Origin of the sequence: Paenibacillus sp. FSL P4-0081 (genome assembly GCF_000758565.1) — a bacterium.
Lineage (GTDB): Bacteria > Bacillota > Bacilli > Paenibacillales > Paenibacillaceae > Paenibacillus_AQ > Paenibacillus_AQ phytohabitans.
The window spans coordinates 8,318,263-8,340,987 of record NZ_CP009280.1; the positions used below are offsets into that span (position 1 = coordinate 8,318,263).

At 48.0% G+C, this 22,725-nt stretch carries 23 protein-coding genes; 6 read left to right on the plus strand and 17 right to left on the minus strand.

Annotated features, from left to right (window positions below):
* Window positions 1-45: 45 nt before the first annotated feature.
* From P40081_RS35565 to P40081_RS35575, 3 genes are read right to left on the minus strand one after another with little or no spacing between them, the layout of a single operon-like run.
* Window positions 46-618 carry a hypothetical protein gene (locus P40081_RS35565; protein ID WP_042140535.1) on the minus strand — a complete coding sequence of 191 codons (573 nt, stop codon included), beginning with the start codon at window positions 616-618 and terminating at the stop codon, window positions 46-48.
* Between the two features lie 31 nt (window positions 619-649).
* Window positions 650-1,858, minus strand: a complete 1,209-nt coding sequence (locus P40081_RS35570; protein ID WP_042140536.1) for a hypothetical protein — start codon at window positions 1,856-1,858, stop codon at window positions 650-652.
* Window positions 1,848-2,291: an SMI1/KNR4 family protein gene (locus tag P40081_RS35575; protein WP_042140537.1), complete on the minus strand. Its 444-nt coding sequence runs from the start codon at window positions 2,289-2,291 to the stop codon at window positions 1,848-1,850. The genes P40081_RS35570 and P40081_RS35575 overlap by 11 nt, the downstream gene beginning before the upstream one ends.
* 151 nt (window positions 2,292-2,442) lie before the next feature.
* On the opposite strand from P40081_RS35575, the gene P40081_RS35580 reads away from it, so the two are divergent.
* Window positions 2,443-3,072: a pentapeptide repeat-containing protein gene (locus P40081_RS35580; protein ID WP_231575256.1), complete on the plus strand. Its 630-nt coding sequence runs from the start codon at window positions 2,443-2,445 to the stop codon at window positions 3,070-3,072.
* A 181-nt stretch (window positions 3,073-3,253) separates the two neighbouring features.
* Here the strand turns inward: P40081_RS35580 and P40081_RS35585 are convergent, their stop codons facing one another.
* From P40081_RS35585 to P40081_RS35610, 6 genes are all read right to left on the minus strand, one after another.
* Window positions 3,254-3,619 (minus strand): GntR family transcriptional regulator, encoded by a 366-nt coding sequence (locus P40081_RS35585; RefSeq protein ID WP_042140539.1) that lies wholly within the window; start codon window positions 3,617-3,619, stop codon window positions 3,254-3,256.
* Window positions 3,616-4,272: an ABC-2 transporter permease gene (locus P40081_RS35590; protein WP_042140540.1), complete on the minus strand. Its 657-nt coding sequence runs from the start codon at window positions 4,270-4,272 to the stop codon at window positions 3,616-3,618. Before P40081_RS35590 ends, P40081_RS35585 begins: the two co-directional genes overlap by 4 nt.
* Entirely contained in the window at window positions 4,265-5,119 is an 855-nt protein-coding gene (locus tag P40081_RS35595; RefSeq protein ID WP_042140541.1) for an ABC transporter ATP-binding protein, read from the minus strand. Before P40081_RS35595 ends, P40081_RS35590 begins: the two co-directional genes overlap by 8 nt.
* Before the next feature lie 104 nt (window positions 5,120-5,223).
* Entirely contained in the window at window positions 5,224-6,480 is a 1,257-nt protein-coding gene (locus P40081_RS35600; RefSeq protein WP_042140542.1) for an acyltransferase family protein, read from the minus strand.
* Between the two features lie 146 nt (window positions 6,481-6,626).
* On the minus strand, window positions 6,627-8,150 hold the full coding sequence (gene mqo, locus P40081_RS35605; RefSeq protein WP_042140543.1) for a malate dehydrogenase (quinone): 1,524 nt from the start codon (window positions 8,148-8,150) through the stop codon (window positions 6,627-6,629).
* Between the two features lie 187 nt (window positions 8,151-8,337).
* Entirely contained in the window at window positions 8,338-9,483 is a 1,146-nt protein-coding gene (locus tag P40081_RS35610) for a hypothetical protein (protein ID WP_179093501.1), read from the minus strand.
* Between the two features lie 211 nt (window positions 9,484-9,694).
* Between P40081_RS35610 and P40081_RS35615 the strand changes: the two genes are divergently transcribed.
* Window positions 9,695-10,765 (plus strand): bifunctional transcriptional activator/DNA repair enzyme AdaA, encoded by a 1,071-nt coding sequence (locus P40081_RS35615; RefSeq protein ID WP_197074313.1) that lies wholly within the window; start codon window positions 9,695-9,697, stop codon window positions 10,763-10,765.
* Window positions 10,749-11,525 (plus strand): isocitrate lyase/PEP mutase family protein, encoded by a 777-nt coding sequence (locus P40081_RS35620; RefSeq protein ID WP_042140545.1) that lies wholly within the window; start codon window positions 10,749-10,751, stop codon window positions 11,523-11,525. Before P40081_RS35615 ends, P40081_RS35620 begins: the two co-directional genes overlap by 17 nt.
* Window positions 11,526-11,672: 147 nt before the next feature.
* On the opposite strand, the gene P40081_RS35625 is transcribed toward P40081_RS35620, so the two are convergent.
* Window positions 11,673-12,848 carry a discoidin domain-containing protein gene (locus P40081_RS35625; RefSeq protein ID WP_197074314.1) on the minus strand — a complete coding sequence of 392 codons (1,176 nt, stop codon included), beginning with the start codon at window positions 12,846-12,848 and terminating at the stop codon, window positions 11,673-11,675.
* 292 nt (window positions 12,849-13,140) lie between these two features.
* On the opposite strand from P40081_RS35625, the gene P40081_RS35630 reads away from it, so the two are divergent.
* Both P40081_RS35630 and P40081_RS35635 read left to right on the plus strand, forming a co-directional pair.
* Entirely contained in the window at window positions 13,141-13,491 is a 351-nt protein-coding gene (locus P40081_RS35630; protein WP_042140547.1) for an AbrB/MazE/SpoVT family DNA-binding domain-containing protein, read from the plus strand.
* Window positions 13,488-15,197: an ABC1 kinase family protein gene (locus tag P40081_RS35635; protein ID WP_042140548.1), complete on the plus strand. Its 1,710-nt coding sequence runs from the start codon at window positions 13,488-13,490 to the stop codon at window positions 15,195-15,197. The genes P40081_RS35630 and P40081_RS35635 overlap by 4 nt, the downstream gene beginning before the upstream one ends.
* 108 nt (window positions 15,198-15,305) lie before the next feature.
* Here the strand turns inward: P40081_RS35635 and P40081_RS35640 are convergent, their stop codons facing one another.
* The 5 genes from P40081_RS35640 to P40081_RS35660 all read right to left on the minus strand — a co-directional run bounded on the left by P40081_RS35640 (window position 15,306) and on the right by P40081_RS35660 (window position 20,211).
* The gene (locus P40081_RS35640; RefSeq protein WP_042140549.1) at window positions 15,306-15,758 is read right to left on the minus strand and encodes a VOC family protein; all 453 of its coding nucleotides are present in this window, start codon (window positions 15,756-15,758) and stop codon (window positions 15,306-15,308) included.
* Between the two features lie 113 nt (window positions 15,759-15,871).
* Window positions 15,872-16,549, minus strand: coding sequence for an ABC transporter ATP-binding protein (locus P40081_RS35645; RefSeq protein WP_042140550.1), 678 nt, complete (start codon window positions 16,547-16,549; stop codon window positions 15,872-15,874).
* On the minus strand, window positions 16,549-17,670 hold the full coding sequence (locus P40081_RS35650; protein WP_042140551.1) for an ABC transporter permease: 1,122 nt from the start codon (window positions 17,668-17,670) through the stop codon (window positions 16,549-16,551). The genes P40081_RS35645 and P40081_RS35650 overlap by 1 nt, the downstream gene beginning before the upstream one ends.
* A 120-nt stretch (window positions 17,671-17,790) precedes the next feature.
* Window positions 17,791-18,357: a TetR/AcrR family transcriptional regulator gene (locus P40081_RS35655; RefSeq protein ID WP_042140552.1), complete on the minus strand. Its 567-nt coding sequence runs from the start codon at window positions 18,355-18,357 to the stop codon at window positions 17,791-17,793.
* A gap of 573 nt (window positions 18,358-18,930) precedes the next feature.
* On the minus strand, window positions 18,931-20,211 hold the full coding sequence (locus tag P40081_RS35660; protein ID WP_042140553.1) for an amidohydrolase family protein: 1,281 nt from the start codon (window positions 20,209-20,211) through the stop codon (window positions 18,931-18,933).
* Window positions 20,212-20,394: 183 nt separating this feature from the next.
* On the opposite strand from P40081_RS35660, the gene P40081_RS35665 reads away from it, so the two are divergent.
* Complete coding sequence (locus P40081_RS35665; RefSeq protein WP_042140554.1) at window positions 20,395-20,826, plus strand: MarR family winged helix-turn-helix transcriptional regulator; 432 nt, start codon at window positions 20,395-20,397, stop codon at window positions 20,824-20,826.
* Between the two features lie 276 nt (window positions 20,827-21,102).
* Here P40081_RS35665 and P40081_RS35670 read toward each other — a convergent pair whose 3' ends face one another.
* Together P40081_RS35670 and P40081_RS35675 are read right to left on the minus strand one after the other, a co-directional pair.
* On the minus strand, window positions 21,103-21,684 hold the full coding sequence (locus P40081_RS35670) for a nitroreductase family protein (RefSeq protein ID WP_305954199.1): 582 nt from the start codon (window positions 21,682-21,684) through the stop codon (window positions 21,103-21,105).
* Entirely contained in the window at window positions 21,681-22,688 is a 1,008-nt protein-coding gene (locus P40081_RS35675) for an ABC transporter substrate-binding protein (protein WP_042140555.1), read from the minus strand. Before P40081_RS35675 ends, P40081_RS35670 begins: the two co-directional genes overlap by 4 nt.
* Between the last annotated feature and the right edge of the window lie 37 nt (window positions 22,689-22,725).

The following is a 22,725-nucleotide window of genomic DNA, read 5'->3' on the forward strand; positions in this document are numbered from 1 at the left end:
TCCGCTATGCTTTCATTTGTCCATATCTGATTCACCGGCACTCCTTCAAAATTCATATTTCTTGAAGCGTTCTCCGAGCGTTTCTTCGTACGGGACCCACTCCCAATCGCACCACAAAGACATGCCTACAAGCTCTGACAGCTTATCTACGGCTTGTTCCGGGCTGGTAATCCCAATAAAGCCGTCAAAATCCTCATGGCGGATATCCAGCGCCCGCTGCAAGTAGTCATCATCGATGCGCTCTTCCTGAAGTTGTTCATATTCATCCCTCGTCCACTGCTCACAAAAGATTCTTTCAGCCTGAATGTCTCCATTCTCGAACAACGACAACTCGAATATCTCCTCATTTATATATCCGGCAGTCATTACTGGCTCTCGGGTAAGCCGGGACAGCGTTCTGCCGATCTCCTTGACCGTACCCCATACAAAATAGTCATGGAGCACGCTGATCCAGTTCTCATTACTTTTGCTTACATACATGACAACTTTGCTCTCTGGAGCCTCGTCCTTTGACTTGCCTAACACTGAAGCATGCCCTTCGCTTAGCTCCCTTAAAGCCTCGACAGTCTTCTCAAGATTGTTCGACTTGATATGCAAATTTGCAAATGATCTCCCCACGGGGTGAACCCCTCCTTCATTTCCTCATTCTTCAGTAATCGCGCGCTGCATCGAACCAGCGCTGGGCCATCTCCTCTGTTACAGGCTGGCCAATTTGATGTTCAGACTGGCTGAGTTGCCATACCGCTTCGCTAAGGTCTTCGCGTTCTGTAGTTTCGATACCCTTGAGGGTATTGAAGCGTACGGTAAAAGCAGTAATGGCAGCCTCTGCATCGTGGAAGCTGCGGGCCTTCGCCAACGCTGCCTGGGCAGTGCTGTAAGCTTCGTTAGCCAGCTTGGCCAGACGTTTAGGCCAGGACGAGAACGGGCGGCCATACTCGGCCGTCCACCACTCCGGCTTTCGCAATTGGCTCACCGAAGCATGCTCGGTCCACGGGCGGGTGTTAGCGCGTGCTTTCATTTGCTGCTTGAGGCGCTTGCCCGTAATCTCTTCCACATTGTAGGCTATAAACCTGCTAAGCTGCGGCCAGGCACTCAAGGGCGGCAAATCCCCCAAATCCGGCATGAAACGCAGCTCCAGATTTCTTAACCGGACATGACGGGCCAACAGGTCCAGGCCGCAGAAGTTCCCCCACAAACTCAGTGAGTCAAGGCCCGGGAACCGGTCCAGACACTCCAGCGAGATGGGCTGTCCCAGCGGCGCATTCTGTAGCGTCAGGCTTGTCACTTGGTGCAATTCACCCAGGCCGGGCAGCAAGAATGGAGCATCATTCTTGCGCCTGCTAGTGCGTGGCGCCAGTGTCAGAGAAGATGGCACACCGCCCGTAGCCGACAAGTGTGATAGATTACCGGACACACTCAGGCGGAAATCACGCTCCGGAAGCCGCAGGGTCAGGTGCCCCCCGGACGGTTTCAGCACGATATGCAAGCCGTGAATAGAGGATTTGCTGGCGTCTGCTGCCATGTCTGCAGACAGGATGGGTGTCCATGTCAGCTCTTCAACGGGACGTTCCTGCGCCCAGTCAAAGAAGCCCGTATTATCTCCTGTATAGTGTAGAAATCGCGGCCAGGGCGAGCCGGCCGGTGTGGCGAAGGCATCGAATACGGTCCAATCGATCTGCGCGTCAGGCTCAACATGAAGCTCGGCCTTCTTCCCCAATTCCGCAGGTCCGATGGAAAGACTGCCCACCCCAGGCTGAATGGCGAGAGTGTGACTGCGGGGGCCTGTCAGGTCGATGGGATAACTGCCAGCTTCTCTAACCGAACCAGCAGGAGGACGAGCTTGGTTATCACCATTCATAGAAATTATCCTCGATCAATTCCTCGAAAGAGTCTGCTAATAGCTTGCTCTCCCCGCTATCGTGATAACAGATAGTAACCTGTCCTGCCGGGTCAATGAGTATCGGATCGCCGGAGCCATCCATGGAAATAACATAACAGGTTGCTAGAAGCTCTGCAAAAGGATGGTTCTTAAATTGCTCCCGGAACCCCAGCGTCAAATCAACAACTGTTTCGTTCCCGAGGCTAGAGCCATTCGAAAATGCATGTATTGCAAGACCTGCATATGCTCCCCCAAACATTTTGATAAAGTCTATGTAGTCCTCATGAAAGCTTACATTCAGCTGCTGCTGTGCTTTAACGATTTCCTCTGGGCTCGCCGGAATACCTAGTAATGATCTGTTATCCTCCCGGTGGAGAAAAACTTCCAATCGCTTCATTAACGCATCCTTCATAGATAATCTCCTTCCAGCCACAGGTAATCCTGCGCCTCTGGCTACAGTCATACTAATTATATAAACTGTATGGCGCTCTTTTTACCTTTTTTGGCAAAGTCAGCATTATTACGTATAATCGCCATAAGAGCTATGCATCAGAGGAGGATCTATGTTGAACAAGAAGTCACTCATTGCAAGATGGAACGATGACCAGCTTAATGAAGTGAACCGGTTGCTCTCCGCTGTTACAGGCAAACCTAATCTGCATCAAAAAGACCGCTCTTTTCCATCCTCCCCCTATGGACAAAATGAGGCAGGGCTTGATGATTACCGGGGAGTTACCCTGACTGAGACCATACAATACCTTACAGTACAGGATGCCGATCTGTCTTATGCACGTTTCGATGATTCTGCAAGCTTGAACACCTCAACCTTTACAAATTGTTGCTTTGACGGGGTTAAACTGGATAGCAGATATGTGACTCATACCTTCAGCCACTGTTCTTTCCGGGGAGCCAAGCTGAATAATGCCAGGATCAGCAAGGAGTTTAACAATTGCGATTTTACAGGCTGCAACTTAAGTAAAGTGATAGCGAACGATGTATCCTTTACACGCTGCCGTTTTGCCAACGCTAATTTTCGCGGTGCCTTATTGTTGTATTGCCGGTTCGAGGAATGCAGCTTTGATGGAGCTTTCTTTCAGGACGGCTCGGTAGCCGGAAGCCGCTTTACGGGAGAGGCAGGCCTGCTCCCTGTTTGGGGAAATACGATACTGGACAATGTCAAAATCCATGAATGATGTCTGCTTGAAGCAATGAGCAGCCTGCTATTTCAGCGTCATCCCATACCAGTTACCCTTCAGCTTATCCAGCACGTAATCAGTAGAATAACTGTGAATTCACCTCCGTTACAATAGCTCCAGCCTACAGCAAAACGCACAAGCGAATGGCTTGTGCGTTTGCTTATACCGGCTTTAGCTGTCAATAAATCTTCTTCAGCAGCCCCATCACTTCATCCAGGGTGAGGCCGAAGGACTTGTAGTAGGAGGTGTCGCTCTCCATTTGCTTCAGGATCATTTCGTTGCGTATCCGCAGCATCTCCTCCTGCGAGAATTCGGCTACAAAACATCCTTTACCTGTTACCGTGTTGATCAGACTGCTTCGCTCAAGCTCTTCCCAGGCTTTCTTAACGGTGATCACACTAACATGCAGCTCCAGGGCTGCCTGCCGGATGGGCGGCAGACAATAGCCGCTTTCCAGCTCTCCCTTCAGAATTTGTGCGCTAATCTGTTCGTACAGCTGCTGATAAATCGGTTTCTCCGATGTGTTCGAAATTGTTACATTCATAATATCTCCACTTTCAGAAATCTCTTTACCGCTATCTTATAGGCAATCAGCGTGAATGCAATGAAAATGATAATACCCGCGATCAGAATGGATAATTGCAGCGCCGTATTATCAGTCCCTGAGCCATAGAAAATGTCATTTACCCAGGGACTTTGGATTCCGGCCCATTGGGCCAATCCGGCAAATAGTATGGCAGCCGTGGTGGATGCGGTCGTTGCCGCGCCATACTTATACGCCGTCTTGTAATACATGGATATAAATAGGATGTTGAAGATCGCCAGCATGATGAAACATAAGCCCCAAAAACCCATATGCGGCGGATAGAAAATATAAGTCAGATGAGGGTACAAGCGAAACGTAAATATACTGAAGACCATGGCAGCGAGAAGATGCATGAGTTCAAGAATGACGACAACGATTATCCGGGAACTCACGATGTCTGTTTTGGTCACGGGCATCATCGTGCTGAACATCAGATCATTCTGGCTTTTGAATCCGCCAAACATGTTCGGTATCGTTATGAAGCAGAAATACAATGGGACGATAAAGTAGACCCAACCCGGAATAAGCATCAATCCCCCCATAATTAAGGGTAATACGAAGAACCACGGGTTTACGCCTAATTTCAAATCCTTCATCACCAAATTATACATATACATTCTCCTTTTTCGCAAAGTAGATCATGATTTCATCAAGACTCGGCGTGGTTGCCCTCAGGCTGGAGGATGGATCAATGTCTTTGGTATGAATCAGTCCGGTAAAGCCGAACGAGTTGATTTTGTAGGAAATCAACTGCTCCTTCACTTCGCTTAATTGGGCTTCACTGCCGCTGAGCAAACGGTAGGACTCCTTTAATTCATTTTTCTCGGAGCTGGCAATAATTTGTCCTTGTTCAATGAAGGTTATATAATCCGCACATCGTTCTAAGTCGGAGGTAATATGAGTAGAGAAAAGAATGCTGATCTCGCCGCCGATGATGAGCTCCTGAAAGATATCAAGCAGATCGTCTCTGGAGACCGGATCGAGTCCGCTGGTCGGTTCATCCAGGATGAGCAGCTTTGCGCCATGCGATAAAGCAAGGGCCAAGCTGTACTTCACCTTCATTCCCCGGGACAGCTCCGCTATTTTTTTGTTCTCATCCAGCTTGAACCGCTTGAGATAATTGTAGTACGTTTCATCATTCCAATTCTTATAGAACTTCCTGGTAATATCGGTCAGCGTCTTGATCTTGCTGCGTGTATAGAAATCGATATCACCGAATGCGCATCCGATTTCCTGCTTCAATTCAATCTCGTGATCAGCGATATTCTTGCCAAGAATGTATATCTCGCCGCTATCGACATGAACCATGTTCAAGATCGATTTGATCGTGGTCGTTTTACCGGCGCCATTGGCCCCGATGAACCCCATAATGTAGCCCTTCTCCAATTGAAAAGATACATCCTTGATCTGAAAGTGCGGATATTTTTTATTTAAATTGCGAATATCTAATGCCAGCATACCCTACCTCCTCAATAAATTGTGTATTCCGTACATACACAATGTATCACGAGGCTTCGACAAAAGTCAACGGGCACAATAAGCAGCACAGCATGAGAGCTGACTTATGCTGCACTAACCGATGGTGCATCCTTGGGCTTGCGCCGGAAGAACGGCATGCCTTTGGACCAATGGATGAACGGCCGCTCTATGACATAATAAGAGACTGCCGCCGCCGCATACGAGATGACGAGTACGGTTACACTGATGCCGAGCCAGCGCCACACATCCCTAATCCCGGAATAGTGATAATCGGCTATGCCGTACTTCTCGATTAGTGTGATGAACAAGTAATGCCAAATATACAGGCCGAACGAAATCTTCGCGGTAAACCGGAAAAAGCGGTTATCCAGCAAACGCCCTACGATCACGCTGAACGGTGCTGACAGCAGTACGATTCCGAACAAAATGGCATAAGCCGGGAAGTAATAGGGCTGGTGCTGGAGGCTGAAGTCAAATTCGCCCTGGTGGCGCATACGCCAGATCAACAGACCGGCAAGACCCAAAGCGGCGGCTCCGGCTGCGTCGAACACCCCAAGCTTGCGTAGCCGCTCCACCTTAACACCAAGCTGCATGAACGCGGTCGTTATACCAGCAGCCAGGATGCCGATAGCGAAGTGGCCGAAGAATCCGACCGGATTGTAATTCGGCATCCAGTATTTTGCACCGCCAATCTGGCCATAATCCCAGCCCCGGCCCTGCCCGCTTGGCGTAAACCACTGATGGACGAGGGAGTTTATGGCAAGCACCAACCCAAACGCGGCTACCCAGAACAAGATCGCTTTTCCGAACGAACGCCGCTTGCCGAGCACAAACAATACAGCCATAAACACAGGCATAAGCAAGTAGCTAAACACCTCGAAGCTGATCGACCAGAACGGCCCATTCAAGTCAGACGGGAAAAAGGTTGTATAGTGGAAGCCTGACGTAAATGTGAACCCCGTTATGATTCTCCGCCACAGGTACTCCGTAGGAATGTCCAGCCTCCATACGAGCAACAGACAAACCAGGAATGATACATAGAAGCCGGGCATAATTCTTGCAGCGCGGCGTACGGCATACGTCCGGATGGACGGATACGGCTTATTTTCCAGGTAAGCGCTCCAAAAGGGGAACGACAGCAAAAATCCGCTTAACAGGAAAAACAAGCTGACCCCGCTGTTCCCAAGCAAGAGAACCGACTGTACTTCTTGAAGCCAGGGCTTTTGTGCGGGCATCGCCAGCTTTTGTGACAGATGATGCAGGATGACGGACAGGCAGGCGATCGCACGAATGCCATCCGCTCCTGCTAACCGGGTACGGCCTAACTGAATCTTGGACATCAGCTACATTCCCTCTTTCCCTCAATAACTTGATTCCAGGCACTCACATATTTCCATAAATAATAGAAAAACCCTGCAACGCTTCGAGGGAATAATTCCGCGCACAAAAAAAGAACCTTCCGCACCGGGAAAGTTCTCACCTGCTCCTATGAATGCTTTACCTTAATCTGCTGCACAGACTCCCCTGGTCCATTCGTCAGCCCTAGCGACTCTGCTGCTAAAGTATTGATTTTGTTCAAGAGCTCTGTGTTGCCCTGCAGAGACAGGCCGTAGGAAGGGATCATTCGTTTGATCTTCGGCTCCCAGGCTTCAATATGCTGCGGGAAACATTTGCTGATGACCTCCAGCATGACAGAAACGGCGGTAGAGGCCCCAGGAGAAGCGCCCAGCAATGCGGCTATCGAGCCATCGGCACTGCTGATCACCTCCGTACCGAATTGAAGCGTACCTTTGCCGGCAGCCGTATCTTTAATAATCTGCACACGCTGGCCTGCCACGACCAGATCCCAATCCCCGCTTTTGGCGTTCGGGACAAATTCCCGTAAGGCTTCCATCCGCTGCTCTTTCGACAGCATGACTTGCCCGATTAAATATTTGGTCAATTGCATATTCTTGGCGCCTGCCGCCAGCATCGTGACGAGATTACCCGGCTTAACGGAGGTGACCAGATCAAACATCGAGCCGTACTTCAGAAACTTGGGCGAGAAGCCGGCAAACGGTCCGAAAAACAACGATTCTTGCTTGTCGATCACCCTTGTATCCAGATGCGGAACAGACATTGGGGGCGCACCAACCGCTGCTTTACCATATACCTTGGCATGATGCTGCGCCACAACTTCCGGCTTCCGGCACACCATAAACAGTCCGCTTACCGGGAATCCGCCAATCCCTCTGCCTTCCGGGATACCGGATTTCTGCAGCAGATGCAGGCTTCCTCCCCCGCCCCCGATGAAGACGAATTTCGCCGTATGCCGCTCAGCAGCGCCGTTGCCGGCATTCCGCACCTTAAGCTCCCAAGAGCCGTCCTTCGTGCGCTTAAGGTCCTCAACCTGATGGTTGAACCGGATATCGACGTTGTTGCTCTGCAAGTGGCCGAACAGGATGCGTGTCAGCGCGCCGAAGTTAACATCCGTTCCCGACTCCATCCGGGTTGCCGCCACCGGCTGGCCGAGTGTCCGGTTCTTCATCATCAGCGGAATCCATTTCATCAGCTGCACCGGATCAGCGGAGAATTCCATGCCTTGAAACAGCGGATGTCCTGAAAGCGCTTCAAATCTTTTTTGTAAAAAGGTTACGTCTGTCTGTCCTTCGACAAAGCTCATATGTGGTACGGGTACGATAAATTCCTGCGGATCTTGTATGCGTCTGCTGTTCACCAGATAAGACCAAAATTGCTTCGAGAACTGAAACTCCTCATTCACCTTGATAGCCTTGCTAATGTCGATAGATCCATCCGGCTGCTCCGTGGTGTAGTTAAGCTCGCACAATGAAGAATGCCCTGTTCCCGCATTGTTCCATTCATTGGAGCTTTCCTCCCCGGCACCCGCACGCCGCTCAAACACAGTGATTCTCCAATCAGGCACTAATTCCTTAAGCAGTGAACCCAGTGTTGCACTCATGATTCCGGCACCAATTAAAATCACGTCTGTTTTGGTCTGTTGGTTGCTCATATTCTACCGTCCTTCTACCCTACGATTTGCAGGAAGGATGCAGGCACTCCTGCTCTGGCACGCATAACTTGGCCACACACCTGCTTGGGATCAATCCTGATCTTAGTGTATCACTATTGAATATAAATTTTAAGATTTATCTAATATTTTATGAAAACAATGTTTATGGAAAAGCTATGAAAACCGCTCAGTCTGCAATGAATTGTTGTGTTGAACGCATGCCTTCCCAAATCTTTCCGTTAGACAGATGGTATTCAGTCTCCACTGAACCGTCTGTTCTGGTGTAGCTGATCACAAAGACCTGGCCTGTCTCAATCAGCATTGGGTATTGATCGTAAGGAAGGACATTTTCCTCCAGTGGCAGGTCTTTGACATCTCCATACGCATCCTCCAACCGCCAAAACTCCCGATAGGCGTAATCCTTGAACCCGCTCAAGTCCTCCTTTCCAAAATACGATGCCGTATACTTCTTGCCCTGTAAGGTGATGGATTCTACTCTGGTAGGTTCAATATCTTTAGCAATCCAGCTGAGGTCCTCGGAATGAAGGTTGCCGCCATAGTGCTTCTGTAACTGATTGGCCATACAAGGGATGGATTGGGTACTATAGTCCACTCCATCAAGATTGGTATGTGCTGATCCGTAAATGCCCATGACGCTCTCACTGCCCAGCTTTTCAAATTCACGGATAAAGTTTGCCGTCATCATGTTTTCCCGGTATATGCCGTCCTCCTTGCTGTAGAATAACTGCCCTTGCTGGATCGCTTCTTTTGTTAAAGTATAGCTCTCCGATCCTGTCAGATCGTTTGCCTCAAGATAAGATAAGAACCGACTGCCGGTCGAATCATACTGATGCCCGATATCTGTGCCGTGGAAAATCGTCTCAGGACACTCGCTTTTTATTTTCTGAAAGAACGTCTTAGTATATGGAGTGTGACCCGCTGTCCCCTCCCAATCGTCATAGATTTCCTCCAGAAGTTCGTCATTATCAGATTGCATCCATAGGTTCAAGTATTCAGCGGTGAAATAGGACTGCTCGACAAACAAGTGTCTCATGCCCTCGTTATGATAATGTTCAGACCACAATTCATACTCCTTGTCCATAATCTTGGCATTGCCATGTGCTTCACCGTACAGATAGATGCTGCCGGAGGCTTGCGTCACCACAGGCGTTTTCTGAGTCGGCTGCGCAGACACGCTCGCTGTCTCACCTACGGTGGAATTGTTACAGGCTGCAAGGCTGCTGGCCACCATTGCAACGATCAAGGCAACCAGCAAAGAGCGTACAAGCCTTATTGTCGTTTGGGCTAAGCGGGTGATGTTGTTGTCATTCATAAGTAGGATCAACCTTTCATGTTTAAGAATTTCATAAATATCAATTTCAAATCATTACCATTAATCATAAAATAAGAGAGACATTAATGCTGCAGCAAAACGCACAAAGCCAGTGTCCCCATTCGAATACAAAATAAGTGCCTGATTTTCGGCTACGGCTATCGTTAGCAAGGGGTATACTAATCTCATCCTTAAATATGTAGGTGTGATCATGATCCATAATGAGGAACGTAAAGCCGAATATTATCAAGCTCTGCTCGAGAAAAAATCTGACTACGAAGGTGTCTTCTATGTGGGCGTCACTTCCACCGGGGTATTTTGCCGTCCGACTTGTCCAGCCAGGAAACCAAAGTATGATAACTGTGAGTTCTACGAGACCGCGCAGCAGGCACTGCTGGCCTCCTTCCGCCCCTGTCAGCGCTGCCGTCCCTTGTCGCATCCGAATCATGTCTCTGATATCGTCCGGCTGCTTGTCGAGGCCGTTGAGCAGAACCCGGAGAAGCGCTGGAAGGGACAAGACTTCAAAGAGCTATCCATTGATGAATCCACTGCCCGCCGTCAATTTAAAAAGCGCTTTGGTATGACCTTCGTTGAGTACGCCAGGTCCCGTCGAATGGGACTCGCTTTGAAGAGCATCCGGTCGGGAGGGAAGATTATCGATACACAATTAGCCTCCGGCTATGATTCCAGCAGCGGATTCCGGGATGCCTTCTCCCGCATTATGGGCGCAGCGCCTACTCGGTTAGAGGATAGCCTTATTCTTAGAGCATCGTGGCTGGACACGCCGCTCGGCCCCATGATGGCAGTAGCGGACGACAGTGGGCTGTATCTCCTGGAGTTCGTAGACCGCCGGGGTCTGGAACGCGAGGTTGAACGGTTAAGGACAAGATTGAAGGCGGCGATTATACCCGGACAGACACCCCATATTCAGTCGATTGAGAGAGAACTGAGTCAATTTTTTGAGGGAACGTTAACCGAATTTAAGACGCCTCTCCATCTGGTGGGATCGCCTTTTCAGAAGAGCGTGTGGGAACAGCTAAAGAAAATCCCACCGGGCGATACCCGTTCTTACGCAGATATCGCACTGGCGCTTGGCAAGCCCGCCGCCTATCGTGCGGTAGCACAAGCGAATGGAGCCAATCAAATAGCCATCGTCATTCCCTGTCATCGCGTAATTAACACCAGCGGCGAACTCGGCGGGTATGGCGGCGGAGTCGCACGCAAAGAATGGCTGCTAAATCATGAGAAAATCGGAGGTCAATACAATGAAAAGTCAACTTGAACAGGCACGGAAGCTTCACGAATTGCACAGAAGCGGCAGCCCGCTAGTCCTCGTCAATGCCTGGGATGCCGGAAGTGCACAAATTATTCAAGGAGCGGGGGGCCAGGTTATTGCTACCGGCAGTTGGTCTGTAGCTGCAGCGCATGGATACGATGATGGGGAGAAGCTTCCTTTCGAGCTCGTTCTATCCAATCTTCAGCGGATTAGCAATAGTGTAGATCTGCCCATTACCATTGATATAGAAGGCGGTTATGGACCTTCTCCGGAGATTATCAAGAACAATGTGTTGAAAATCATCGGGTGCGGAGCCGTAGGCGTCAATCTTGAAGATCGGAAGATCCATGAACCGGGACTACACTCCATAGAGGAGCAAGTCTTGCGTATCGCAGCTGTGCGGGAAGCCGCTGAGGAGGCATCGATTCCTCTTTTTATTAATGCTCGTACCGATATCTTCTTACAGACCGCCGCCCACGAGCATGATGAGACTCACCTGGAAGCTACCCTTCAAAGGGCACACGCCTATGCCGAAGCCGGCGCTCACGGATTCTTCGTGCCGGGCTTGTGTAATGAAATGCTGATCGAGAAATTATGCCAGGAGTCTTCACTACCTGTTAACGTTATGATCTCCCCGGATTCACCCCCTCTCCAGAAACTGGCATCGTTAGGCGTTGCCCGCATCAGCTACGGTCCGCGTCCCTATTTGATTTTGATGGATGCCTTAAAACAAGCTACTGTGAGAGCCCTGGATTTACAGGAATAGTCATCATCCTAACCTAGGAGATTCCAAAAAAAAACGGCTGGTCAGGTTTCCCTGAGCCAGCCGTTTTTTGATTATTTTAATAAATATTCTACAGATCAACAAGCGAACTATATTACTATCCTTCGCACGACTTCTCGAAAAAATCCCTTACGGTGAAATAGAACCTGGTCCGTATACCTCAAACTCAAAGATTCTGGCCGCAGGGTTCGTGGTTTGTGTAGGCGCCGTTACGTTCAGCTTAATATACCGGGCTGATACTACTGTTATATTGTCTACCGTAATACCAAGCGTATTATTGGTTACGTTGACCACCGTGCTCCAGTTCGTACCATCGGTGCTGACCTGAATATTGTAGGCCTTCGTATTATAGGAGGCGGTCTCTCCGCCTTCCGATGCATGCTTGATGACAAATTGATTGACTTGCTTCACGGAGCCGAGATCGATCTGCAGCCAGCGGTTGCCGGACTTGGAGCACCATTTGCTGTCATTGATGACGCTGCCTTCCACAGCTTTGTCCGCAGTTTGCGAGGCATTGCACGTACTGTCAACCGTCGCGGGTTTATTTAATGCCATATTTGGAGGCCCGTATACCTCAAACTCATAGATTCTTGCCGCAGGGTTCGTGGTTTGCGTAGGCGTTGTAACGTTTAACTTGATATATCTTGCTGATACTGAAGCGATATTATCTACTGTCACGCTTTTCAGATTATTGGTCACTTTGACTACTGTACTCCAGTTCGTACCATCGGTGCTGACCTGAATATTGTAAGCTTTCGTGTTATAGGAAGGGGTCTCCCCGCCTTCTGCTGCATGCTTGATGACGAATTGGTTCACTTGCTTCACGGAGCCAAGATCGATCTGCAGCCAGCGGTTGCCGGACTTGGAGCACCATTTGCTATCATTGATGACGCTGCCTTCCACGGCTTTGGCCGCAGTCTGCGAGGCGTTGCACGTACTGTCAACCGTCGCGGGTCTGTTCAATGCCAAATTCGGAGTCAATGTAGCCGCACTGCACAGCATATTTTCTCCCGTAGCCGCCCATTTTGCATACAGCGTTAGATTTCTGGTGATTAGATCTGATCCACTATAGGCTTGCGTCAGCGCACTGTCGTAGTACCAGCCTGCGAAGCTGTAGCACTCCTTCACCGGAGTATACTGAAACACCAATTTACCTCCGGACGCCGATACAAGTTGCGGGGCAATCGTTGAGCCTCCGTTCGTCTCATAAGTCACGACTAGTTGCGTGGGAGTCCCCCCTTGATCGCCTCCGGCAATTACAGGAGACCCTAACGTCATTAACGAAACGATGATAGCTACCACCATCAAGTAACCTCTTATTTTCGCCGTAATCCTTTTCTTTCCCTCACTAATTCCTGAGCCTTCCATCATTCGAGCCCCTTTCTCCTACCTTAATGATTACGGATTTTCGCACCATTCATAAGGGTATTCACAGTAACGCGGAAGAATGCTTGTTTATCGCCGAGCTAGAACAGTATTTTTAGACAAATTTCAGACAAATAACGGATTGTAGACTTTAGCAAACAACATTCATTGATGATATGATTAGTATGAAACATCATACTGGTGCAGATTCATCATCTAAGGAGAGATTAGAATGCAGCAAAAAAAAGAAAATAGTCACGGATTCGGGCATGGCAAAGTGCTGGGAACAACCTCAATGGGCGAGCGGGGACAAGTAGTTATTCCTAGAGAAGCAAGGGAAGAGCTTGATATCAAGCCAGGTGAGAAATTCATCGTTTTCGGAAATAAGCGCAAGGGCGCTGTCATTCTGGTCAAAGCCGAAATGTTCAACAAATTTGCCGATTTCTTCATGAGCGCTTCGAAAAAGTTTGAAAGCATGGCCCAAGCGATCTTTGATAAAAGCACTACGATTCCAGAAGATGAAGATGATGATCAGGAGCCGGCAGCCGCTGAAAAAAGACCTGAGGTAGATGAAAAAGAATGAGCGAATTCTTTAAATTAATGAAGGATGTCCGGTTCAGAAGAACCATGCGGATGATTTTTAAGTTCGCCTGGGATTTCTGGTGGCTGGGCAAGCAAAAGTATTTTATTCCGGGACGGCGCTTAGAGGCGAAAACAAAAGCCTTATATCGAAAACAGGCAGCGTATTTTACGAAGACCGCGATGGATATGGGTGGCTTAATTATCAAGCTTGGGCAGCATGTTAGTGCACAGGTGGATATTTTGCCGAAGGAAGTTATTGATGAACTGTCCAAGCTGCAGGATTCCGTAGAATTCGTAGATTATTCCGAGATTAAGCACAAGGTAGAGAGCGAACTCGGAGTATCTATTAGTGAGATTTTTGCTGAGTTTAATACAATTCCTATCGCAGCGGCTTCCTTAGGACAGGTACATCGGGCGACCTTACGAACAGGTGAAGAAGTCGCAGTGAAAGTGATGCGTCCCGGGGTCGAGGACATTATCGCCATTGATTGGAGATCCATACAGGTTGCTATTTCGTTATTGAAACGCCAGACGAAGATTGCAGACTTCATGGACCTGGATGCGGTGTATGATGAGTTTCACGACACCGTTATGGACGAGCTCGATTATGAGCAAGAGGGGCGAAATGCAGAAGAATTCCAGATGCAGTTTATCCATCGGGATGATATCGTGGTTCCAGGCATTCATTGGTCCTATACCACTTCGAAAGTTCTAACCATGGAGTTTTTGGAGGGTGTAAAAATCAATGATTTTGCCCAGCTGGATGCCTGGGGTGTGGACCGGACCCAATTAGCGACATCGCTGATAGAAATTTTCGTAGAGCAGATTCTATTAGAAGGCTTCTTTCACGCAGACCCGCACCCGGGCAATGTTCTCGTCCAGCCTGACGGCACCATAGCCTTAATTGATTATGGAATGGTCGGACGAATTGCCGAGGATATGAAGACGCAAATGGTAGCACTTCTGATGGCGGTGTATTTAAAAGATGCTCACGGCGCAATCGACGCCCTCACCCGTTTGAGATTTTTAAGACGGAATGTAGATTTAGAGGTATTCGCAAGGAACCTTACGTTACTATTTGAACAAATCAACGGGGATACGTTTGACCTTAGCTTCGTGACATCAGGCGATAATGCTGAAGAGTTACGTGATTTCCTCTATTCTCAGCCTTTTCAGTTACCGGCAAACACAACATTTTTGGGAAAAGCCATAGGCACGGTGTATGGACTTTGTACCGGACTGGACCCCGGACTTGATTTGATTGGGACCGTTAAGCCTTATGTCGAAGAGGTTGTGCGCAGGGATCTGCGGGGAAATGTCTTCTCTAACGTTGTAGATGAAGGCAAGAGCATTCTCAAAGGAATCCTTCCTACGACCAAGAAGTTCATATCTGCGGTAGATAAAATGGATAGCGGAAATTTACGGGTAAAGCTATCGAGCTCCTTCGAGCAAAAATTGATCGATACGCAAAATAAAAATACACAGCGGATTATTGCAACAATCATCGGGGCGGTATCCCTTCTGACTGCGGCAAACCTGTGGAATGAAGTGAGTCATCTTGTTTCTTATGGGTTGGGGGTTTTGGGGCTACTCATTATGCTTAGCCAACTCAAAACAAGAGGACGCCGCCGTGCCGAAAGACACGCCAGGCAGATGAACGCCATGCGTGAGCGTAGCAGATTGGAAACGCCGAAGTCTAAGCACTAGCAAAACGGGGGTTATTTTTCTTGAGCGAAGAGGATCTGGCGCATGAAAACGAGTGAACGTAAATAAGAGCGGGGCATAAAGCTGTTAGCTTATGCTCCGCTCTTATCTTTATTTATTACTTAGTTGTTCCGCCAAACCGACCAGAATTCCTTCGGTTCCACGAATGTAGCAGAGCTTATACGAGTCCTCGTACTGAACCACCTCGCCAACGAGCTGAGCACCATACTTAGTGAGTCTGGATACCATTTCGTCAATGTCTTCAACGGTGAACATGACACGTAGATAACCGAGAGCATTTACAGGAGCAGTCCGGTGATCTGATATAGCAGGCGGGTTGATAAATCGCGAAAGTTCAATTCGGCTGTGGCCATCCGGGGTAACCATCATAGCAATCTCTACGTATTGAGAACCCAGTCCGGTTACGCGGCCTGCCCATTCACCTTCGACGGTGGCTCGCCCCTCGAGCTTCAGGCCAATCTCCTCGAAAAAAGAAATTGCGTCGTCCAAAGACTCGACAACGATACCGACGTTGTCCATTCTTAGTAATTTATTTTCTGCCATAGTTTCATCTCCTTATGTGTACAAATTTATTAGCCGATCCTCTTAATAATTTATTCTATTTAATAATTACTGATTTCTCAACAAATAGTAGTAGCAGGATTGCCGGATATGCATTACTGCAAAGACAATTTTCCATCCTCCATCCGGTAGACCTTGTCGCAATATTCAAGCATACGCTCATCATGAGTAACCATAATCGCCGCTTTCTGTCCCGAATTCACTTCTTGCGCGATTAGACTGACCACTTCATGTGCACGTTTGGTATCCAGACTTGCTGTCGGCTCATCCGCCAAGATGATGCTGGGATTATTAATTAGGGCACGGGCAATCGCTGTCCGCTGCTTCTCCCCGCCTGAGAGCTCTTCCGGAAAGCTATTTAATTTCGAGCCCAGACCCAGCTCTGCCAGCAGTTTAGTGGCGAACTCCTTGTCCTCTCTTTTAACCTTTCCCGACATCTTTTTTATGATCAGCAATTGATCAAGAACATTTAGATAAGGAACCAAATTCGATGATTGCATAATGAATCCGATTTCTTGTAGTCTTATATTCGCCAGTTCTTGTGCAGTAAGCCTAGAAATAGGATGTCCATTCAGCTTTGCTTCTCCTTCTGAAGCTTTGAGCAGTGCTCCAGCAATAGACAAAAAGGTACTTTTACCTGAACCCGACGGTCCAACTACAGCAACAAACTCCCCCGGGTCCACTGAAATGGAAACATGGTCGAGTGCCGCGATCCGATTGCTTCCTTCGGCATAATACTTGGTAACTTCACTCATTTGTAATCCCTTATTCATTATTCAACCCTCCCGAGCGCCTTGAGCGGATCAATCTTTGTAATCTTTCGTACTGATACCAGCGAACTTAACATAGCGATAATAAGCAAGATAACAGAATACGAGACGACAAGACCAGGCTCCAGCTTAAATGGCATACCCTTCGGCATTATGGCAGCTGTTCCATAAGTCAGTAAGACTCCGACTACAATACTAGTCATCGAAAGCACAAACACTTGCGATACAATGGCTTTGCTCAAGAACCTGTTACTGGCACCTATAGCCTTCATAATGCCGAACTGGTTAGTTTTCTGCATCGTCATTACATAAAAGAATACCCCAAGCACGAATGCGGCGATTGCGAGCAGAAATGCCAGCATCATTAAGATAGTACCGTTCTCTTCCTTGTACCCTGGCATTCCTTGAACTGCGGCCGCCCGGGTAACCGTGTCCGTATTTGTCAGCTTGCTATTCATTACATCAGGATCGATATCTTTGCCTTGTAACATAATCGCATTAACGGGCCCTGCAACTCCTTTATCCGAACCCGGAGCCGCGAAGGTAATCTTCCGCCATTCCGCCATCGGAGTGAATACGGATGCAACGTGGTTATAGGTCTGGTTCTCGGCAAAGCCTATAATCGTCAGTGATTCCATCGTGCCATCTAATTGAAAAGTGTCACCAATGTTATAGCCCTCATCCTTCATGGTCGAATTCACTACAACACCGGTAGGGTTATCAGAAGATAGGCCTTCCCCTTCCACGACAGCCGGTTCCAAGAAGCTTCCCGGGTTGATTCCTATAATTGCGATATCCAGCTTATCTTCACTCTTGGTGCTTGGTTCCTTCAACGCCGTTGCCATCGTACTTCCCATAGGTGCGGCAGCACTAACATTGGGTAGTAGCTCCACCTCCGCCAGTAATTGATCAGACAGTAGTGACTTGCTCATGGAGGACTGCGATCCTTCTTCAAAAATGACATAATCCGCCTTCATCGTCTTAAAGGTTGACGCAGCTAACGTAGACAGGCCATTCCCTAACCCGGATAAGATAAATACCAGCCAGGCTAGCAGTACAAAAATAATGATGATCATCAAAAATCTCATTTTGCTGTGCATCAATTCTTTCATAGCTAAAAACATTCCTTTTCCAACTCCTCGACCTTTTTTCGACACAAGTGTCAATTTAGACTCGCCATCACGCCACAACATTAATTAAACAGTATAAATGACACCTGTGTCAAATTAAATCCAAGACTGAGGTTAGCTCTTGGCTCCTCCGGTCCACATCTGAAACAACAGCTTTCCCCAAGCGGGTACTGGGATTTCCAGCATATTAGGTGTATCAATTAAGTTAAAGAATACACCAATAAGTACAGGAAGTGGGATATCCTGCCGCAGGTCATTATTCTGTTGTGCGCGTTCAAATAAGCGTGATAATTGAACTTTCAGGGTCATATGTGCTTCCTCAATAAATTCAAGATCTCTGGCGGCTGCAGATGAATTAGCAGTATTAATTTTACTGGCATTTCCTAAAAGCTGATGTAGTGCAGACTCTTCTACATAAACGAGAAGCAGCTGTTCGAGGGCGTCCATAGGATCAGCCTCATCAATGGCTAATGCATTTTCTAATACCGTTGCCATTACGCGCTTCATACAAGCAGCCACGATCTCTTCCTTATTGGAGTAATATTGATAAATCGTGCTTCGGGCTCCTGACAGATGCTGGGAGAGCAGCTTGAGGTGAAAACCGTCATACCCATGCTCAAGCACTAATTTTTTTGTCATATCCAGCAGCTCTGTCTCCGTGAAAGACTGTTTTCTTCCCATTGAATCTCTTCCTGTCCTATCTCTGATTTTATTTATTATCAGTTTAGCATATGTTTATAAGCATTTCCCAAAAACAAGACCACTGCTCTCCACAAGGTGGAGATGATCCGAGTGAACTACATACCACCTATGAGGCGGGTGCTTCTTGTCCAATAGAGTTAACACTCCAAGTTTACCAAAGCTTACTGGCTATTCCTTTATCCAAAAGACAAAACCAAGGCGACTAGCGCGAAGGAGAACGTAATCCAGAAGGAATGACCAAATGCCCGCCCCACATCCTCTATGGTGTGCTGTACAGGTAAATTCCGGATCTGCCTAGTGAGGTAAGCAGTCGTTATCGTGATTCCGAATGATGACATAATTTGCTGCGCGGAGGCTGTAATCGGCGTTACACGACTGACAAGCTCCTTGGGCGACGACTTGAGAACATGGGTGTTAATCTGCATCATTGTCGTTCATCACCGTACTATCCAGGATAACCAGGAACATGCCTGCGGCGACAGTCAATAATATGGTAATATCTTTCGCAATGAACAATCTGCCTGTGCATTCTCAGATTGCGCCTTCATGATTTTAGGCCTTCGCCAATTTTTGAATACCGCGCTGCCATACTTCGCGGATCGATAACGTATCCGAAATATGGGTCGTCGGATCGCCGTCAACCCACACCAGGTCAGCTCTTGCCCCTTCCACAATACGACCGCGGTCATCCAAGCCGAAGCGGCGGGCCGTCTTCGAAGTTGCTGACTGAAGGGCTTCTACAGGTGTGAATCCCGCTTCCACCAATAGCTGCATTTCATGGTGTACGCTTACTCCATGGGCAAGTCCGCCAAGCGTTGGTACCGGTACAGAGACATCCGTACCCACCAGAATGTCAACACCTGCATGGTGAAGGTCCATTACGTTCCGATAGTTGTCTTCCATACTGCCTTGCGGGTAGGTATTGAAGCTGGCATTCAGAGTATCGATCCATTCCGGACTAAGCTTGGAACTCACACGCGGATCTTCCGCCATTTCCGAAGCGGGTTTACCGATAATTGAGGAGTTCAAGACGAGACATGGCGTAACAAAAGCACCTGCCTCCGCAATCATTCTCACCAGTTCCGGAGTCGTTTCAGGGCGGTCGATGAATAAGTGAGCGAGTCCCTCGACACCAACCTCTATCGCTTGCCGAGAGGATTCCGCAGTCAATACATGGGCAATCGCAATCTTGTGTTGCCGATGCGCTTCCTCTACAGCCGCTCTCAGAATATCCTGGCTTAAGACCGGCAGTCCAGGCGCTGCTAATACGGTTCCTTCTTCGATCATAATCTTGATATAGTCAGCTCCATCTCTAACTTGATCACCCACGAATGTTATAGCCTCGTCCGGGGTTGATAACGAAGGAGCCTCTCCATGATCATGTGCATGAGCAGCCAGCAGGGCATTCCGATCTTCTTCGCTCATCTTCTCCAATTCCTTCAGTACAAAATCTGGAATTTCTCCGTCTCCAGGCATGAGTTCATCCGGATGACCACCGGGAGGTGTGACCCCCATCCCTGCAGATCGTACATCGGCAATATCCTCGATCCCTTTCAATTGTGTTTCACGGCCATTTTTCGTGAATCCGCCCATCATTTCCAGTTCTGTCGTTACTCCGAATTGCAGAGCGTCCCTCAGACCTTCCACGGAAGTATGAACATGCGCATCGATCAGACCGGGAAGCAAAGTCCCTCCTTCAGCATCGATAATGGTCGCATCTTCGGGAATTTCACCGCCCACCGATATAATCTTCTCGCCTTCGATCAGGACCGTTTCAGCTCCAATCACTTTCTCGCCGTCAAAAATCCTTGCATTGGTAATTGCAGTAATCATTGCGTTTCCCTCCAGTAATGATATGAATGTACTGTTTATAGATAGAACTATAATAGTTAGAGTTCTAATTGTCACGTGTTATCTGTTAGAGTGGAAACATTGTGTAATTGACAGTTAGATGAAAGGACATTATGATTTTCTTAAAGTTAGAATTCTAAGTATAGAAGGGGAACTGTGTGTATTATGACAGAACATGTTTCACTTACCCCGTATTCGGATTTAATCCGATCCATTGGAATGAAGATTAGAAGCATGGCGAACGCCCGATTGTCGGAGCTGGGCCTGAACGCCCAGCAGGGGCAAATGATGGGCTATATTTTTGAACATCAAGACAAAGGGGTAATCCAGAAGGATTTGGCTGAACATTTCAACCGGAAGGGTGCCACCATCACTAGTATGCTTCAAGGGCTGGAGAAAAAGGGATACATCAAGCGGGTGATTCCGGAAGATAATGAGCGCCAGAAAAAAATATATTTATTGAAAAAAGGGAGCGACCTCGTTGAAGAATTCAATACAATATTCATGGAAGTCGAGAAGAGCATTATCCAAGGCCTTACCGAAGCAGAAAGTGAGTCCCTCAGGAAATTACTAATTAAAGTAAAGGTCACCATGTAGTAGCGGTCATGGATGGTAACGTTTGCCTCCATTCGCAACCTACCCTTTTGTAAGATGGCTCTACCGCGATATTAACTCTGTAGTACAATTAAACTCACAAACGCCCGTATACACAGCATTCCAATCGGAGCGTAACATACCCTGCTCCTATCGTTGGAATGCTGCAAATACAGGCTCCTGCGAGCTTTTCTCCAAAAAACTTGCCCTACTTATAATACGGTTCTCCGTGCTGTCTGTAATGGCAAGTTTTTATATTATGAAATTGGTTGGGACAACTTAGGAATCAATCAGCGTTAAGCATTGTTCAATTGCCTTACGCTTGCGGGGCTTAGGTGTCCGGTCAAAATAGCCGAGATGTAGAATACCAGCAATCCGTTCGTCCGGCTTAACTCCGACAGCACGGTGAAAGGCCGGGTTCCAATTGCATTCGTTGGTTTTCCACACAACCCCTATTTCCCGTTCCCAAGCGAGCAGCTGAATATTCTGAATGAGAGCAGCCGCAGCAGACAGCGCGTCCTCCCAATATTTCTGGCGGGGATCTGCATCGTAGGTAACGATAAGGTGGGCTGGTATGAGATTGCAATACTGGTTGCGCGCCCATTCTCCCCAGCGGTCCCTTACTTCATCTGAATAGGTAAGGCCCACCGCTTCAGCGAATTTCAGCCTGCCTTCTCCCATAAAGAGAATAAATCGCCACGGTTCTTTACGGGAATGATAGGGAGCCCATTGTGCATCGCGCAGAATGTCCATGAGGACATCTTTATCCAGCGGTTGACCGTTAAAATCACGTATCGTCCTTCGTTCCCTTATAACTCTAACCAATTCGCTAGATTTAGGGGTATTCCCATCTGTCATCATTTTGCATTCCCGCTAACGAGCATCGTTACTGCTTCCTTCATTGTCTCGCGAATAGTAACGATATCGGATCCGTAATACTTTTCCGTCTCTAGCTTGTGAACGCGTCCATGTTTGACTGCGGGGAGACCCTTCCATAGGCCCAGCTTTTCAATTTCCTCCATTGCCTGTTTGTCGTCTTCCTCATTACGAACGATAAGCAGCATATGATCCGCGGCATATTCATGAAGCTGCTCAAGCGATATTTCGATTGCTGAGCTAAACGGGTTTTTCGCTATTTCCGCCGTCACCGCCTCAGGGGCGTTCGCCTGCAATCCGCTGTGAAGCATATAGCCGCCGAAGTTTCGGTTCAGATATATGCGCAATCTTCCCTTTTCCACACGAACAATCGAGACAGTCTCCTTCCCCAGCGATTGTTTTAATTGCGTTCTTGCTGCATCGGCTTCCTCTTCATAGCCCTTAATCCATGCATCGGCTTCCGGCTCCTTGTTTACGAGGCTGGCTATTTTGGTGAAAATGTCGTAAATCGGGTCCTGATCAAAAGAAAGATAATAGACCGGCGCAATTTTACTGATTTGTTCCATTTGCTCTTTATAGATCTCATTAAAAACGGTTGGCGCCAAGATGAGGTCAGGCTCAAGCTCCAATATCTTTTCTACGTTCGGCGGGTCTCCAATCCGCTCTACACCCTTCATCTGATCGAGCGTATATACAATTTTATAACTATTGTCACCTGCACCAACGGGTATTACGCCAAGCTCCAGCAGTTCACTTGCAAAATCACCCGCAATGATTCGCTGCGGAGCAACAGGTATTTCTACTTCCCGTCCCAAATCATCCGTTACAACCTTTGTCGCTACTGAGCCTGTCTGTTGCGGCGTATCCGGCGCTGCATGGTTACTCATGTTTTCTTTCCCGGCATTGCCGCATGCCGAAATCATCAATAGCATGAACAATGCAACACCCGCAACTAGTATTGTCTTAGAGCCTCTAACTAACTGGACCATGGTTATCCTCCTGCTAAGTCTTTGATAGTGATAATGA

What these genes read in the sequence shown, in the direction of transcription:
- P40081_RS35590 (WP_042140540.1), bottom strand. Translation starts at nt 4,272, where the DNA reads ATGTATAATTTGGTGATGAAGGATTTGAAATTAGGCGTAAACCCGTGG.
- P40081_RS35615 (WP_197074313.1), top strand. Translation starts at nt 9,695, where the DNA reads ATGATCCATAATGAGGAACGTAAAGCCGAATATTATCAAGCTCTGCTC.
- P40081_RS35665 (WP_042140554.1), top strand. Translation starts at nt 20,395, where the DNA reads ATGACAGAACATGTTTCACTTACCCCGTATTCGGATTTAATCCGATCC.
- P40081_RS35645 (WP_042140550.1), bottom strand. Translation starts at nt 16,549, where the DNA reads ATGAATAAGGGATTACAAATGAGTGAAGTTACCAAGTATTATGCCGAA.
- P40081_RS35625 (WP_197074314.1), bottom strand. Translation starts at nt 12,848, where the DNA reads ATGGTGGTAGCTATCATCGTTTCGTTAATGACGTTAGGGTCTCCTGTA.
- P40081_RS35580 (WP_231575256.1), top strand. Translation starts at nt 2,443, where the DNA reads ATGTTGAACAAGAAGTCACTCATTGCAAGATGGAACGATGACCAGCTT.
- P40081_RS35595 (WP_042140541.1), bottom strand. Translation starts at nt 5,119, where the DNA reads ATGCTGGCATTAGATATTCGCAATTTAAATAAAAAATATCCGCACTTT.
- P40081_RS35675 (WP_042140555.1), bottom strand. Translation starts at nt 22,688, where the DNA reads ATGGTCCAGTTAGTTAGAGGCTCTAAGACAATACTAGTTGCGGGTGTT.
- P40081_RS35640 (WP_042140549.1), bottom strand. Translation starts at nt 15,758, where the DNA reads ATGGCAGAAAATAAATTACTAAGAATGGACAACGTCGGTATCGTTGTC.
- P40081_RS35585 (WP_042140539.1), bottom strand. Translation starts at nt 3,619, where the DNA reads ATGAATGTAACAATTTCGAACACATCGGAGAAACCGATTTATCAGCAG.
- P40081_RS35575 (WP_042140537.1), bottom strand. Translation starts at nt 2,291, where the DNA reads ATGAAGGATGCGTTAATGAAGCGATTGGAAGTTTTTCTCCACCGGGAG.
- P40081_RS35635 (WP_042140548.1), top strand. Translation starts at nt 13,488, where the DNA reads ATGAGCGAATTCTTTAAATTAATGAAGGATGTCCGGTTCAGAAGAACC.
- P40081_RS35670 (WP_305954199.1), bottom strand. Translation starts at nt 21,684, where the DNA reads ATGATGACAGATGGGAATACCCCTAAATCTAGCGAATTGGTTAGAGTT.
- P40081_RS35600 (WP_042140542.1), bottom strand. Translation starts at nt 6,480, where the DNA reads ATGTCCAAGATTCAGTTAGGCCGTACCCGGTTAGCAGGAGCGGATGGC.
- P40081_RS35620 (WP_042140545.1), top strand. Translation starts at nt 10,749, where the DNA reads ATGAAAAGTCAACTTGAACAGGCACGGAAGCTTCACGAATTGCACAGA.
- P40081_RS35650 (WP_042140551.1), bottom strand. Translation starts at nt 17,670, where the DNA reads ATGTTTTTAGCTATGAAAGAATTGATGCACAGCAAAATGAGATTTTTG.
- P40081_RS35630 (WP_042140547.1), top strand. Translation starts at nt 13,141, where the DNA reads ATGCAGCAAAAAAAAGAAAATAGTCACGGATTCGGGCATGGCAAAGTG.
- P40081_RS35655 (WP_042140552.1), bottom strand. Translation starts at nt 18,357, where the DNA reads ATGGGAAGAAAACAGTCTTTCACGGAGACAGAGCTGCTGGATATGACA.
- P40081_RS35570 (WP_042140536.1), bottom strand. Translation starts at nt 1,858, where the DNA reads ATGAATGGTGATAACCAAGCTCGTCCTCCTGCTGGTTCGGTTAGAGAA.
- P40081_RS35610 (WP_179093501.1), bottom strand. Translation starts at nt 9,483, where the DNA reads ATGAATGACAACAACATCACCCGCTTAGCCCAAACGACAATAAGGCTT.
- P40081_RS35660 (WP_042140553.1), bottom strand. Translation starts at nt 20,211, where the DNA reads ATGATTACTGCAATTACCAATGCAAGGATTTTTGACGGCGAGAAAGTG.
- mqo (WP_042140543.1), bottom strand. Translation starts at nt 8,150, where the DNA reads ATGAGCAACCAACAGACCAAAACAGACGTGATTTTAATTGGTGCCGGA.